The sequence below is a fragment of the Klebsiella sp. RHBSTW-00484 genome (genome assembly GCF_013705725.1).
Classification (GTDB): domain Bacteria; phylum Pseudomonadota; class Gammaproteobacteria; order Enterobacterales; family Enterobacteriaceae; genus Klebsiella.
The window spans coordinates 1,992,894-2,008,456 of sequence record NZ_CP055481.1 but is presented as its reverse complement, the minus strand read 5'-3'; the positions used below and the strand labels follow the sequence as shown (position 1 = coordinate 2,008,456).

General features: G+C 52.8%; 10 protein-coding genes. 7 read left to right on the top strand and 3 right to left on the bottom strand.

The genetic code is table 11. The annotated features are described in order from the left end of the window. Window positions 1–14 precede the first annotated feature (14 nt). Window positions 15–665 (top strand): response regulator transcription factor RcsB, encoded by a 651-nt coding sequence (gene rcsB, locus HV213_RS09630; RefSeq protein ID WP_110272326.1) that lies wholly within the window; start codon window positions 15–17, stop codon window positions 663–665. Between the two features lie 43 nt (window positions 666–708). Here rcsB and rcsC read toward each other — a convergent pair whose 3' ends face one another. Both rcsC and gyrA read right to left on the bottom strand, forming a co-directional pair. Further along, window positions 709–3,555 carry a two-component system sensor histidine kinase RcsC gene (rcsC, locus tag HV213_RS09625; RefSeq protein WP_181485523.1) on the bottom strand — a complete coding sequence of 949 codons (2,847 nt, stop codon included), beginning with the start codon at window positions 3,553–3,555 and terminating at the stop codon, window positions 709–711. Window positions 3,556–3,686: 131 nt separating this feature from the next. Beyond that, window positions 3,687–6,326, bottom strand: a complete 2,640-nt coding sequence (gyrA, locus tag HV213_RS09620) for a DNA topoisomerase (ATP-hydrolyzing) subunit A (protein ID WP_181485522.1) — start codon at window positions 6,324–6,326, stop codon at window positions 3,687–3,689. 271 nt (window positions 6,327–6,597) lie between these two features. Between gyrA and ubiG the strand changes: the two genes are divergently transcribed. From ubiG to yfaE, 4 genes are all read left to right on the top strand, one after another. Then, window positions 6,598–7,326, top strand: coding sequence for a bifunctional 2-polyprenyl-6-hydroxyphenol methylase/3-demethylubiquinol 3-O-methyltransferase UbiG (ubiG, locus tag HV213_RS09615; protein ID WP_181485521.1), 729 nt, complete (start codon window positions 6,598–6,600; stop codon window positions 7,324–7,326). A gap of 344 nt (window positions 7,327–7,670) precedes the next feature. Continuing rightward, on the top strand, window positions 7,671–9,956 hold the full coding sequence (gene nrdA, locus HV213_RS09610; RefSeq protein WP_181485520.1) for a class 1a ribonucleoside-diphosphate reductase subunit alpha: 2,286 nt from the start codon (window positions 7,671–7,673) through the stop codon (window positions 9,954–9,956). A 101-nt stretch (window positions 9,957–10,057) separates the two neighbouring features. Continuing rightward, the gene (gene nrdB / locus HV213_RS09605; RefSeq protein WP_110272321.1) at window positions 10,058–11,188 is read left to right on the top strand and encodes a class Ia ribonucleoside-diphosphate reductase subunit beta; all 1,131 of its coding nucleotides are present in this window, start codon (window positions 10,058–10,060) and stop codon (window positions 11,186–11,188) included. Then, window positions 11,188–11,442, top strand: a complete 255-nt coding sequence (gene yfaE, locus HV213_RS09600; RefSeq protein ID WP_110272320.1) for a class I ribonucleotide reductase maintenance protein YfaE — start codon at window positions 11,188–11,190, stop codon at window positions 11,440–11,442. Before nrdB ends, yfaE begins: the two co-directional genes overlap by 1 nt. A 150-nt stretch (window positions 11,443–11,592) precedes the next feature. On the opposite strand, the gene HV213_RS09595 is transcribed toward yfaE, so the two are convergent. Then, window positions 11,593–12,783 (bottom strand): MFS transporter, encoded by a 1,191-nt coding sequence (locus tag HV213_RS09595; RefSeq protein ID WP_181485519.1) that lies wholly within the window; start codon window positions 12,781–12,783, stop codon window positions 11,593–11,595. Window positions 12,784–12,967: 184 nt separating this feature from the next. On the opposite strand from HV213_RS09595, the gene HV213_RS09590 reads away from it, so the two are divergent. Beyond that, the gene (locus HV213_RS09590) at window positions 12,968–13,846 is read left to right on the top strand and encodes a LysR family transcriptional regulator (protein ID WP_181485518.1); all 879 of its coding nucleotides are present in this window, start codon (window positions 12,968–12,970) and stop codon (window positions 13,844–13,846) included. 130 nt (window positions 13,847–13,976) lie between these two features. After that, window positions 13,977–15,554, top strand: a complete 1,578-nt coding sequence (locus HV213_RS09585) for a GMC family oxidoreductase (protein WP_181485517.1) — start codon at window positions 13,977–13,979, stop codon at window positions 15,552–15,554. Window positions 15,555–15,563: the final 9 nt, after the last annotated feature.

Genomic DNA, 15,563 nt, shown 5'->3' with positions numbered 1-15,563 from the left:
AGGTAGCCTAATACATGAACAATATGAACGTAATTATTGCCGATGACCATCCGATCGTACTGTTCGGTATTCGTAAGTCACTTGAGCAAATCGAGTGGGTGAACGTTGTTGGCGAGTTTGAAGACTCCACGGCATTAATCAACAATCTTCCTAAGCTGGACGCTCACGTCCTGATTAGCGACCTATCCATGCCCGGCGACAAGTACGGTGATGGGATTACGCTTATCAAATACATCAAGCGCCATTTCCCGGATCTGTCGATCATTGTTCTCACGATGAATAACAACCCGGCGATCCTGAGCGCGGTACTGGATCTGGATATCGAAGGGATCGTACTGAAACAGGGCGCACCGACCGATCTGCCGAAAGCGCTGGCCGCACTGCAGAAAGGCAAGAAATTCACCCCGGAAAGCGTTTCGCGTCTGCTGGAAAAAATCAGCGCCGGTGGTTACGGTGACAAACGCCTGTCGCCAAAAGAGAGTGAAGTATTGCGCCTGTTCGCCGAAGGCTTCCTGGTTACCGAGATCGCCAAAAAGCTGAACCGCAGTATCAAAACCATCAGTAGCCAGAAAAAATCGGCGATGATGAAACTCGGCGTGGAAAACGATATCGCCCTGCTGAACTACCTCTCTTCCGTTTCTCTGAGTTCTACAGACAAAGACTAACCTCTCTCTTCCCGGATAGCGCCGCGCTATCCGGGAAAATCCCTTACGCCCTTCCCTTGCGCACCCGTGTAGCATAGACCGTCAATGTTTGTTTGATAATATCGAGGGTTACCGGCTTGGATAAACAGCTATCCATACCGGACTCCAGACAGCGCTGCTTCTCTTCAGCCAGCGCATTAGCGGTCACGCCAATTACCGGCAACGTCAATCCCAGTTGACGAATGCGCTGAGTCAGTCGATAACCATCCATATTCGGCATGTTGACGTCACTGAGCACAATATCAATATGCTGTTTACTCAGTACGTTAAGCGCATCGACCCCATCGTTTGCGGTGACGCACTGATAGCCCAGAGATCCCAGTTGATCGGCCAAAAGACGCCGGTTGATTGGATGATCATCCACCACCAAAATCATCATGTCATCATTGTCGGCAGTTTGCGTTTCTGGCGCGGATAGCACGGGGCCGTTTTCCGCGCTATCGACGGCGATATGGAAGATGCGTCCGAGCAGCGGCAGCAGTTCATGCGGCGTCGTGACGCTATGCAACCACTCACCCGGCGCTCGCTCTAGCGGAATACCGATATGCCGACGGCAGAAGATAATCACGGCGCTTCCTGGCCATGCCGCATTGGTCTCGCTATCGGTCAGCAAAATATCATCCGCTCCCGGCGCTTGCCCTTCAAAACGACGGGCAGGAATACCGCGGCATTTCAGCAACGACTCGACAAACAGCGCCAAAGAGGTGTTATCAATCGCCAGCCAACAGCATTTGTCAGACAGGCTATCAACAATCAGCGGCGGCGTATTTTGTACGCCATACAGTGGAATTCGAATTGTGAACCGGCTACCCATGCCCGGTTCCGTTTCGACGGCGATATCGCCATCCATCATGCTGATAAGCTTTTCACAAATCGCCAGACCGAGACCGGTTCCCTGGAAGTTACGCTGCACGCCGGTACCGACCTGGAAGAACGGGTCGAACAGACGCACGACTTCTTTTGCCGGGATCCCTTCTCCGGTGTCGCGCACGCTAATTTGTAGGTAGTCGCCCGCCCGCTCGACATGCAGGATAATGCAGCCGGTATCAGTAAACTTAATCGCGTTACTCAGCAGGTTTGAAATAACCTGCTGCAAGCGCATCGGATCGCCGGACATCAACTGCGGCACGTCGGGTTCAATAAAGCAGTACAGCCCAAGCTGTTTACGCACCACCAACGGCAGGTAGTTAGCGGAAATGTGGTTCATTACTTCACGGGGCGAAAACTCCCGTGGTTCAATTTTGAGCTGCTCGGACTCAATTTTCGAGAAATCCAGGATATCGCTGATAATTTTCAGCAGCAGGCTGGAGGAGTTATTCATCGCCGTCACCAGGCGATCAACGCCCTTCGGCAGCTCTTTCGTCTGCAGCAAATCGAGATTGCCGATAATCCCGTACAACGGCGTACGCAGTTCGTGACTGACGGTGGCAAGGAACATCGATTTCGACTGGCTGGCCTGTTCTGCGGCCTGGGCCATCTCCTGCAGCGACTCCTCCATTTTGACGCGCGCCGAAACGTCCACCAGCACGCAAATCGCCACGTTTTCATTACGATAGCGCGAGTGAACGAAGCTGATTTGCAGATTGGTATTATTACTGGTCAGCACGTCAACAAAGTTCACCTGTTGACCGCAGATGATCTGCGTTAACCGCTGCCGGTCCTCATGCGTCAACATGTTGAGATAGTTATGCGCCAGCTCGTTACTCAAGATATTAGTGCCGTCGAGGGTACGTAAAATACAGATCCCTACCGGCGCGGAAGCCACAATTTTTCGGTTGAACTGCTCATGCTCTTCCAGACGTTGGGCGTCATTTTCCGCCGGAATAAAAATCCGCCGCTCATACATCCGGGCCAGCGCAAAGAGGATAACCCCGGTCAGGATATTGAGCACAATGGCGTTAAGGATCAGCATCCGAATGCGTTCTAACACCTGTTCCACCGACACAGAATAGACGATGCTCAAAGATGACGGTGGCAGACTTTTTTTCATCGCCAGTTCGCGAAAGCCCGAGGTATAGCCAAACCACAACCGCTCCTGCATCCACTTCGCGTCAGGTTTAATATTGCTGTCTGACCCGGCGAGCGAAATGAGCGACTGGCCGTTATCGTCAAGAATAGTGACGTTCATCGGCAGACTACCCGGAGTAAAGAAACTTTCCATACGGATATTTTGTTCCACGCCGAGCATAGCCTGTAGCCGGTTAGCCATATATATCGGCGTCAGCGCGTAAAAATACCCGACACCCGGGCGCACGCCCTGGCTTATCCAAAACAGGTTGTTGCCACGTTCGTTTTGCGGGGCATCACGATATTGCTCGATACGTTGATGTAAAACTTTTAGCGCCTGATCTCGCTCCAGCGGCACATCCCGCAGGCCGAAGTTGGCCATACAGAGGTTATCGCTGCCAATCAAAAAGATACGGTTGAGATCATAGGCCGCAGAGAAGTTGTCACGCCAGTAGCGCATAAACCACGACAGCGACTGCAGAGAGTTACGCCAGGTGGTGCTCATCAGCGAGCAATCGGAATCAGGATATAGCGGTTCAAAATTAGGGATCGCAATATTGCCACTCTGCACTGGCGCATCACCGCCTTCACTGCCGTCCATTGGACGATTACCCGCGACGTATTTCAGCTCTTTGATAACGTCTGCCGTGCGCTGAATATAACGCTGCGCCTGATCGGCATTCAGATTAAATTCCTGACGAATTTCCGATTCCCGGTCATGCAGGGCATTAACAATGTAAAACACCGAGACAAAAGCGATCAGCATCCACAGCAGTACCGCCAGCGCTCTGAACAGGTAGCGTGAAACCTTTAACGTCGTATGGAAAGAAGCTAGATATTTCAATGTGGCGATGCTCGGCCGTCAGGGACTCAACAGAATGGGGTTAAGGTAACGATAAAATAACAGTCCCGCAACGGGGAAACAAAAAGGGCCGGGGATAATCCCGACCCTTTCAGAACAATTACCGCAGAGAATTACTCTTCATCTTCGGCGATATCATCGTCAGTGTCAGTGTCCGCTTCTGGCGCGATATCCTCATCGCCTTCCGCTACGCTGCCGTCGATGGCATCCAGTTCTTCATCATCAACCGGCTCAGCAACACGTTGCAGACCCACCACGTTTTCATCTTCCGCGGTGCGGATGAGGATAACGCCCTGGGTGTTACGCCCTACCACGCTGACTTCCGATACGCGGGTGCGCACCAGCGTGCCCGCATCGGTGATCATCATGATCTGGTCGGTATCAGTTACCTGCACCGCTCCCACCACGGAACCGTTACGCTCGGTCACTTTGATCGAGATAACGCCCTGCGTCGCACGAGATTTGGTCGGATACTCTTCAGCCGCAGTACGTTTACCATAGCCATTCTGCGTCACGGTCAGGATAGCCCCTTCGCCACGCGGAATAATCAGAGAAACGACTTTGTCCTCACCTGCGAGCTTGATACCGCGCACGCCGGTCGCGGTACGACCCATCGCACGAACAGCATCTTCTTTAAAGCGCACAACTTTACCGGCAGCAGAGAACAACATGACTTCATCCTGACCTGAAGTCAGATCGACGCCAATCAGCTCATCGCCTTCGTTGAGGTTAACCGCAATAATACCGGCCGAACGCGGACGGCTGAACTCGGTCAGCGCCGTTTTCTTCACGGTACCGCTGGCGGTGGCCATAAAGACGTTCACGCCCTCTTCGTACTCGCGCACCGGCAGAATAGCGGTGATACGTTCGTTGGCTTCCAGCGGCAGCAGGTTGACGATCGGACGGCCACGCGCGCCACGGCTCGCTTCCGGCAGCTGATAAACCTTCATCCAGTACAGACGACCACGGCTGGAGAAGCACAGGATCGTATCATGGGTGTTGGCCACCAGCAGGCGGTCGATAAAGTCTTCTTCTTTAATACGTGCCGCAGATTTACCTTTACCGCCACGACGCTGAGCTTCGTAATCGGTTAACGGCTGATACTTCACGTAGCCCTGATGGGACAGAGTCACCACAACATCTTCCTGGTTGATCAGGTCTTCGATGTTGATATCGGCGCTATTGGCAGTGATTTCAGTACGGCGCGCATCGCCAAACTGTTCACGAACCAGCTCCAGCTCTTCGCGGATGACTTCCATCAGGCGATCGGCGCTGCCCAGAATGTGCAGCAGTTCAGCGATCTGTTCCAGCAGCTCTTTGTACTCGTCGAGCAGTTTTTCGTGCTCAAGACCGGTCAGTTTCTGCAAACGCAGATCCAGAATCGCCTGGGCCTGCTGTTCGGTCAGATAATACTGACCATCACGCACGCCAAATTCTGGTTCCAGCCATTCCGGACGCGCGGCGTCATCACCGGCACGTTCCAGCATCGCGGAAACGTTGCCCAGATCCCATGAACGCGCGATTAAGCCAGCTTTCGCTTCAGCCGGAGTCGGCGCACGGCGAATCAGTTCAATAATCGGGTCAATGTTAGCCAGGGCAATCGCCAGCGCTTCGAGGATATGCGCGCGGTCACGAGCTTTACGCAGTTCGAAAATAGTACGACGCGTCACCACTTCACGACGGTGGCGCACAAATGCGGCAATGATTTCTTTCAGGTTCATGATCTTCGGCTGACCATGGTGCAAAGCAACCATGTTAATACCGAAGGAGACCTGCAGCTGGGTCTGGGAGTAGAGGTTGTTGAGAACCACTTCACCCACCGCGTCGCGTTTCACTTCAATCACGATGCGCATCCCGTCTTTATCAGACTCGTCGCGCAGCGCGCTAATGCCTTCAACGCGTTTGTCTTTTACCAGCTCGGCGATTTTCTCAATCAGGCGCGCTTTGTTCACCTGATACGGAATTTCGTGCACGATAATCGTTTCACGACCGGTTTTCGCGTCAGCTTCCACTTCCGCGCGGGCGCGAATGTACACTTTGCCGCGACCGGTGCGGTAGGCTTCTTCAATGCCACGACGACCGTTGATGATCGCAGCGGTCGGGAAGTCCGGACCAGGAATGTGTTCCATCAGCCCTTCAATGCTGATGTCTTCGTTGTCAACGTAGGCCAGACAGCCGTTGATCACTTCGGTCAGGTTGTGCGGCGGAATGTTAGTCGCCATACCCACCGCGATGCCGGACGAACCGTTAACTAACAGGTTCGGGATCTTAGTCGGCATAACATCTGGAATTCTTTCGGTGCCGTCGTAGTTATCGACGAAATCTACCGTCTCTTTTTCCAGGTCGGCCATCAGCTCGTGGGCGATCTTCGACATACGGATTTCCGTATAACGCATCGCTGCGGCGGAGTCCCCATCGACAGAACCAAAGTTACCCTGGCCATCTACCAGCATGTAACGCAAGGAGAATGGCTGCGCCATACGAACAATGGTGTCATAAACGGCGATATCACCATGCGGGTGGTATTTACCGATGACGTCACCCACGACGCGGGCAGATTTTTTATAGGCTTTGTTCCAGTCATTGCCCAATACGTTCATGGCGTATAGTACGCGACGGTGTACCGGCTTAAGGCCATCTCGGACGTCCGGAAGCGCGCGGCCAACAATGACCGACATCGCATAATCCAGATACGAGCTCTTCAGCTCTTCCTCAATGTTGACCGGTGTAATTTCTCTCGCAAGGTCGCTCATCTAACCGCTATCCCTCTACTGTATCCCGGATTCAAAGGTCGCAAATTATAACACAGCCGCGGTGATACGGGTAAACCTATACCCAATGAATTTCGCGCTGCATCAAGGCGGCAAACGCAGGAGTCCCGAATCACTTACTGCAGTAAGTGATTCGGGTGAGTGCGTGAAGCCAACGAAGAGGTAGTACGAAAGGCGACGGGTATATACGGTTTATTCACGGCGGTCTGCTGATATACTCGCGGGTCTGAACTGAAAAGGAGTAAAAGCGCCCATGAATGCCGAAAAACCGTCGGTGGCCCCCAACGTTGATCATAATGAAATCGCCAAATTTGAAGCTGTCGCATCGCGCTGGTGGGATTTAGAGGGCGAGTTCAAGCCATTACATCGCATCAACCCCCTGCGTCTAGGCTATATAGCAGAGCGTTCCGGCGGCCTGTTCGGCAAAAAAGTGCTCGATGTCGGCTGCGGCGGCGGCATCCTTGCGGAGAGCATGGCGCGCGAAGGCGCAACGGTGACCGGCCTGGATATGGGTTTTGAACCGCTACAGGTCGCCAAACTGCATGCGCTGGAGAGCGGAATTCAGGTCACCTATGTCCAGGAAACGGTTGAAGAGCACGCGGCGAAGCACGCTCAGCAGTATGACGTCGTCACCTGTATGGAGATGCTGGAGCATGTCCCTAATCCGCAATCCGTAGTTCACGCCTGCGCGCGATTAGTAAAACCTGGCGGCCAGGTCTTCTTCTCCACGATTAACCGTAACGGTAAAGCGTGGCTAATGGCGGTGGTGGGTGCTGAGTACGTTATGAAGATGGTGCCAAAAGGAACCCATGACGTGAAGAAATTCATTAAACCTGCGGAGCTGATTGGTTGGATTGATCAGACTATTCTGAAAGAGCAGCATATTACCGGCCTGCATTACAATCCACTGACCAACACCTTCAAGCTGGCACCCGGCGTTGATGTTAACTATATGTTGCATACAACAGCCAAAAGCGCATAACGTCAGCTGCTTTTCTTATGATGATTGCGCGGCATCAAGCCGCGTGATTTTTTCTTGCGATGAAGAAATCAGCACTCGATCAAATTTTCATTTTTTTTTCTGATTTATTGACATCTCTTCCAGGCCTTATGTGGCGTGGACTTGGCGATCATTACGCTTCCGCAACCTCAATTTAACCTCAAAATCAACTCTTGTACTCAAAAGAATCCTTACTAGAATACTCACCATATAGCGTTTCTTTTATCGACCACCCCCTACATATAGTATTTATCCACAGAGTTAGTCACAACGGCTATCTGTGGATAAGTGGGGGATATTTTCTTTCACGGACAGGTATAATCCACATGAATCAGAGTCTGCTGGTGACAAAGCGTGACGGTAGCACCGAGCGCATCAATCTCGACAAAATCCACCGCGTGCTGGATTGGGCGGCAGAAGGACTGAATAACGTTTCGATTTCTCAGGTAGAACTGCGTTCACACATTCAGTTCTATGACGGCATCAAAACCGCCGATATTCACGAAACTATTATTAAAGCCGCTGCGGACCTTATCTCCCGCGAGGCACCGGATTACCAGTATCTCGCCGCGCGTCTGGCGATTTTCCATCTGCGTAAAAAAGCCTACGGCCAGTTTGAGCCGCCAGCGCTGTTCGATCATGTGTCGAAGATGGTGAAAAACGGCAAATACGATACTCATCTGCTGGAAGACTACACGGAAGAAGAGTTCAAGCAGATGGATTCGTTCATCGAGCACGATCGTGATATGACCTTCTCCTATGCTGCGGTTAAGCAACTGGAAGGGAAATACCTGGTACAGAACCGCGTCACCGGCGAGATCTACGAAAGCGCGCAGTTCCTGTACATTCTGGTCGCCGCATGCCTGTTTTCTAACTATCCGCGCGCAACCCGTCTGGACTACGTGAAGCGTTTCTATGATGCGGTGTCGACCTTTAAAATCTCGCTGCCTACGCCGATTATGTCCGGCGTGCGCACCCCAACTCGCCAGTTCAGCTCCTGCGTTCTGATCGAGTGCGGTGACAGCCTGGATTCCATCAATGCCACCTCCAGCGCGATTGTGAAATACGTTTCTCAGCGTGCGGGTATCGGTATTAACGCTGGCCGCATTCGTGCGCTAGGCAGCCCGATCCGCGGCGGCGAAGCGTTCCACACCGGTTGTATCCCATTCTATAAACATTTCCAGACTGCAGTGAAATCCTGCTCTCAGGGCGGCGTGCGCGGCGGTGCGGCAACCCTCTTCTACCCGATGTGGCATCTGGAAGTCGAAAGCCTGCTGGTACTGAAAAATAACCGTGGTACCGACGCTAACCGCGTTCGTCACATGGATTACGGCGTGCAGATCAACAAGCTGATGTACACCCGCTTGCTGAAAGGCGGAGATATCACCCTGTTCAGCCCATCCGACGTTCCGGGTCTGTACGACGCGTTCTTCGCCGATCAGGACGAGTTCGAGCGTCTGTACACCCAATATGAGCAAGACACCAGCATCCGCAAACAGCGTATCAAAGCCGTTGAACTGTTCTCACTGATGATGCAGGAACGTGCTTCTACTGGCCGTATCTATATCCAGAACGTTGATCACTGCAACACCCATAGCCCATTTGACCCGACTGTCGCGCCGGTGCGTCAATCCAACCTGTGCCTGGAAATCGCTCTGCCGACCAAGCCGCTGGAAGACGTTAACGACGAAAATGGCGAAATCGCGCTGTGCACCCTGTCCGCTTTTAACCTTGGCGTAATTGATAGCCTCGATGAGCTGGAAGATCTGGCGGTGCTGGCGGTTCGCGCCCTGGATGCCCTGCTTGATTACCAGGACTACCCGATCCCGGCAGCCAAACGCGGCGCCATGGGTCGTCGTACGCTGGGCATTGGCGTGATTAACTTCGCCTACTATCTGGCGAAGCACGGCAAACGCTACTCCGACGGCAGCGCCAACAACCTGACGCACAAAACGTTCGAAGCCATTCAGTATTACCTGCTGAAAGCTTCTAACGAGCTGGCTATCGAGCAGGGCGCATGTCCGTGGTTTAACGAAACCACCTATGCGAAAGGCATTCTGCCGATCGATACCTATAAAAAAGATCTCGATGCTATCGTCAGCGAATCTCTGCACTACGACTGGGAAGCCCTGCGCGAATCAATCAAAACACACGGCCTGCGTAACTCCACGCTCTCCGCACTGATGCCGTCCGAGACCTCTTCGCAGATCTCCAACGCCACTAACGGCATTGAACCGCCGCGCGGCCACGTCAGCATCAAAGCGTCGAAAGACGGGATCTTGCGCCAGGTAGTGCCGGACTACGAAAAATTGCAGAACGGCTACGAGCTGCTGTGGGAAATGCCGGGCAACGATGGTTATTTACAGCTGGTGGGTATCATGCAGAAGTTTATCGACCAGTCGATTTCTGCCAACACCAACTACGACCCGACGCGTTTCCCATCCGGGAAAGTGCCGATGCAGCAGTTGCTGAAAGACTTGCTCAATGCCTATAAATTCGGCGTGAAAACTCTGTACTATCACAACACCCGTGATGGCGCGGAAGATGCCCAGGATGACCTGGCGCCGTCCATTCAGGACGATGGCTGCGAAAGCGGCGCATGTAAGATCTAAGTTATTTTGCCGGGTGGCGCTACGCTTACCCGGCCTACGGTTTTGTAGGCCCGGCAAACGAAGTGCCGCCGGGCAATACAATCTCAACAGGACTCACTTCAATGGCATATACCACTTTCTCACAGACTAAAAACGATCAGCTGCTTGAGCCGATGTTTTTTGGTCAACCGGTGAACGTCGCCCGCTACGATCAGCAAAAATATGACATCTTCGAAAAGCTGATTGAAAAGCAGCTCTCCTTCTTCTGGCGTCCGGAAGAAGTTGACGTTTCCCGCGACCGTATCGACTACCAGGCGCTGCCGGAGCATGAAAAACATATCTTCATCAGCAACCTGAAGTATCAGACGCTGCTCGACTCCATCCAGGGCCGCAGCCCGAACGTCGCTCTGCTGCCGCTGATTTCAATTCCGGAACTGGAAACCTGGGTTGAAACCTGGGCGTTTTCGGAAACGATCCACTCGCGCTCCTACACCCACATCATCCGTAATATCGTCAACGATCCGGCGGTGGTGTTTGACGATATCGTCACCAACGAGCAGATTCAGAAACGCGCGGAAGGGATCTCCAGCTATTACGATGAATTGATCGAGCTAACCAGCTACTGGCATCTGCTGGGTGAAGGTACGCACAGCGTTAACGGTAAAACCATCACCGTTAACCTGCGCGAGCTGAAAAAGAAACTCTATATCTGCCTGATGAGCGTTAACGCCCTGGAAGCCATCCGCTTCTACGTCAGCTTCGCCTGCTCCTTCGCCTTCGCCGAGCGCAAGCTGATGGAAGGGAATGCCAAGATTATCCGCCTGATTGCCCGTGACGAAGCGCTGCACCTGACCGGCACCCAGCATATGCTGAACCTGCTGCGTTCTGGCGTCGATGACCCGGAAATGGCGGAAATCGCCGAAGAGTGCAAGCAGGAGTGCTATGACCTGTTTGTCCTGGCGGCCCAGCAGGAGAAAGAGTGGGCAGATTATCTGTTCCGCGACGGTTCGATGATCGGCCTGAATAAAGATATTCTGTGCCAGTACGTCGAATACATCACCAACATTCGCATGCAGGCGGTCGGTCTCGATCTGCCGTTCCAGACCCGCTCCAACCCGATCCCGTGGATCAACACCTGGCTGGTGTCCGATAACGTACAGGTTGCCCCGCAGGAAGTAGAAGTCAGTTCTTATCTGGTCGGACAAATCGATGCAGAAGTCGATGCTGACGATCTGAGTAACTTCCAGCTCTGATGAAACGCATTTTTTTGAAGATTTCTGACACTCGCCTTGAGTGTCAGGATGAGCACCCTTCGCTGCTCGCAGCCCTGGAATCGCATAATATCGACGTGGAATATCAGTGCCGCGAAGGTTACTGCGGTTCCTGCCGCACGCGGCTGGTTGCCGGTCAGGTTGACTGGCTAACCGAGCCGCTGGCGTTTATCCAGCCGGGAGAGATTTTGCCCTGCTGCTGCCGGGCAAAAGGGGATATTGAAATTGAGATGTAATGCTTAGAGCCTGGCCGAACAGGCGTTATTGGCGCAGACAGTTTGGGCTCGGACAGCGCGCAGAAACCGGAGCGTACATTTAGTACGTTAGGATTGCGAGCACTGCCCGAGTCCAAAATGGCAAGTGAAATAGCTCTGGTGGGTAGGCTCTTAATGTACTTCGTGCGCGGAGACCAGCTCAACGTCGCCGCGTTTTTTCATCTGCAGGATATACAGCGCGCCGGCAAGCACCACCAGTACCGCCCCCATCAGATAAATTGAACGATAGCCCGCGCCCTCCACCATCAAGCCCATAACGAAAGCGCCCAACGCCAGTCCCGCATCCATTGCATTAAAAAACAGTGAGTTCGCCACGCCGATTTTATGCGGCTCTACCGAACTGATGATCTGCGTCTGGAATATTGGCGTAACGGAACCGTAGCCAATGCCAATCAGCGCACCAGATAAAACCATGGTGATACTGCCGTGGGTATAGCCCAGCACCACCAGGCCTACAGTGAATGCGAACAGGCAGGGATAAACCACATACTTCGGCCCCTTTTTATCACAGACGTTACCGGTGAAGGCACGGCAGATCATCAGAAATATGGCATAGCACAGCAGAAAATTACTCGCAGCGGCCATCAGATCTAATTCGCGGGCATACAGGGCAAGGAAAGCAGAAACGCCAGCGTAGGCAAAGGTCATAAAGAAGGTGACCAGGGCAAACGGCATGGCTGCGCGATCGAACATAGCAGCAAAACCCAGCTTCGGTTTTGAACCATCGGCATGGCGAATCACCGGCGGCACGGCCACAATCAGCGCCAACACGATGCTGACAATCGAGACGCCGGTGCACAACCAGAACGCTTCAATATAGGCGCTATGCCGCGCCATATTCAGACCGATCCACGGTCCCACCACCATCGCCAGACCCATCGCTAATGAGAAAAAACTGATGCCCTCTCCACGTCGGGAGGCCGGTATTAACCGCGCAGAAATCGTCCCCTTCACCGTTGTTATCACCCCAAAAGTGATCCCATGAAGCGCGCGAATAAATAGCAATGCTTCGATAGAATGGCAAAGCGGATATAACGCAGTCACTACCAAAAAGGCCAGAGAAGAAAGCATCAGAACCGTTTTATTCGAATATTTCCCTACCCACTGCCCGGCAAACGGGCGAATAATAATCGCCGCGATCAGAAAACAGGTTACCAGCAGTCCGGCTTTGTCAGCGGTGGCATGCAAATTGTCGGCAATATAAATAGGAAGCAGCGTTAGCTGCACATAGAAAACAAAGAAGATAATAAAACTAATAATAGTTATTGCCCAAAAATCTTTCGTCCATAATTTCTCTTTCATCGATAAGCACCCTATTTATACGGCGCGTAGCATCACATTCATCATCGATATCTAACGGATAAGTAGACTATCGACACAGATGATTGCGTACGTGATTTTGTGATTAAGCTTGTTGAAAAATTATATGAAAATACATTACATTAGTAAAATTAATCATATTAATGACTTTGATTAGAAATCACTAATGACCATAACACAGATAAACGCTCTACTCATGGTGCTTGAATGCGGCGGGTTTACCGAGGCGGGAAAACGCCTGCACATGACTCAATCAGCCGTCAGTCAGGCGATTAATGCACTGGAAGAGGAGCTGGGAGTCGTAATTGTGGTACGCGAGCGGCGAAAGGCCATCGCGCTAACGGCGGTCGGTGAACGGATTGTCTCCCATCTGCGACGGCTGGCGCATGAGGTCAACGCGGTGAAAGAAATCGCCGAACAGGAAAAACAGTCGCCGTTACGATTACTGCGTATTGGCTGCTTCCCCAGTATTTGCGCCTGTATTTTACCGCAGGTAGTGCGCTATTTTGAAACATACTACCCGCAGATTAAAATTATTCCCCACGAAGCCAACAGTACGGAAATTATTGAATCCCTGCGCCAGGATAAAATTGATATTGGTTTTGTTCACTCTCCGGTACCCAATATGTATTCCCTCCCGGTCTACGAAGATAAATTCACCGTCGTGGTTCCGGAAAACCACCCGTTTGCACAGCGCGACTCCGTAAAGCTTGAAGATCTCTTCAGCGAGCCGTTAATTACCAGTACAGGCCGCTATGAGCTAAGTATTATGGCGTTATTTAAAGAGCACAATATTACGCCCGAGATTAAATATGAATTCAACCATCCGGCAACGGCCATCAGTTTTATCCGCCAGGGACTGGGCATCGCGCAGCTCCCCGAACTGACGCTCAAAGCACTGGAGCATCCGCTGCGTTCAGTCCCTCTCGAACCCGCGTTCTATCGACATATTTCCCTGATCGCCAACGCTCCCCCCGTCGACGACAGCCCTCTATTCTTACTACAGGGGTGTATCAAAAAGCTCCAGGCTGATGGCCAGATCTGACGCGCCATCTCATCAGATAAGCGCCCGGGCGTTCGTATTTTACGAACCCCGGATTCGTCAATTTGCCTCTGTTCGCCGCATGATCCTCGACCTACTCTGCTAATAAACCCACATGCGGAGATTGCCTGTTATGCCTGTGTTCACTGCAAAGCAATTTATTGCGATAAATAAAAATAGCGAGTCGCAGTATGACTACATAATTATTGGCGCAGGCTCGGCAGGAGCCGTGCTGGCGGCTCGTCTGAGCGAAGACGACTCTACCAGCGTTCTGCTACTGGAAAATGGCCCGGCGTTTGATGCGCACGGCTACCCTGAAGTGCTCTACAACAGCAATATTATCGCCGCCAATGGCGATCCTCGTTACGAATGGGGCTACTACGCCAACCCCGTCAAGCAGTCGGAACCTGTTTATACGCCACGAGGCAAAGTGCTCGGAGGAAGCTCAGCAATCAATGCTGCGGTTGCCTCCCGGGCGCTGCCTTGGGATTTTGAGCGCATCACAAAGAAAGGAATAATCGGCTGGCGCTACGAGGATGTTCTGCCGTACTACAAAAAGATGGAAACCTATCACTACGGTGAAGATGAATTTCATGGCAGAAGCGGGCCATTGCCAATTCATCAGATGACCATGGAAGAAATTACCCCCGTTCAGCGAGCAACGCTAGAGGCGGCCTGGAACCTGGGCTACGCGAAGGTAGAGGATTTTAACCACCCTGAGACCAACAACGGCGCGGGCCCCAATCCCATGAACGTGATAAACGGGGTGCGGGTGAATACTGCGATGGCATGGTTGACGTGGGAAGTTCGCCAGCGGCCCAATCTCACCATCGCCCACGGCGTGCTGGTGAACAAGCTCAAATTTGCCGAACAGCAGGCCAGCGCGGTACAGCTGGCCAGCGGCGAGTTCATATTCGGACAGCAGATTATTCTTTGCGCTGGTGCCTATGGTTCAGCCGCGATTTTGCTCCGTTCTGGCGTGGGACCACGTAATCATCTAAAAGAAATGGAAATCCGCGTAATAAAAGACGCGCCGGTCGGTGAACGTCTGCGCGATCACGCATTTTACTGGATGAATTTCGCAGGCAAAGCCGAGCTCAAGGATCAGCAGCACCCAGTGGTCGCGGCCCAGTTGTGGACCCACTCCAGCTTCGCCGAATCGCCGCGAGAAATGGACATTGGCATCTCGCCTTCTCACCTCTTGCCTGCGGACACCAGCCCAACGGGCGTGGCCTTTTCCCTCGGGCTGGAGCTGATGCGCTGCTCTTCGGTCGGCTATGTACGCCTGAAGAGCCGTGACCCTCACGAAGCGCCGGAGATCGCATTCAACCATCTCACCGATGAGGACGACATGCGTCGTATGGTCGAATGTTTCCGCCTGGCGCGTCGGCTCGCCCGCACGCCGCCGCTGTGCGATCTGATCGAACAGGAGCTCTATCCCGGGCCATCGGTCGGTGACGACGAGGAATCCATCCGCCAGGCGCTGGCGCAAGGGGTCAGCACGTTGCAACACCCCTGTTCAACGGTGCCGATGGGCCTTGAGCATGACAAGTATGCCGTAGTGGATGAAAATGGTCGTGTTTACGGTCTCGGCGGATTGTGGGTCATCGACGCTTCAATTCTGCCGGAAATTCCGCTCATTAACCTCAATCCGACGGTCATCATGATGGCTGAGAAGCTGGCAGATGTGCTGCGCAGCAAACACGCGTAAGGGGATATG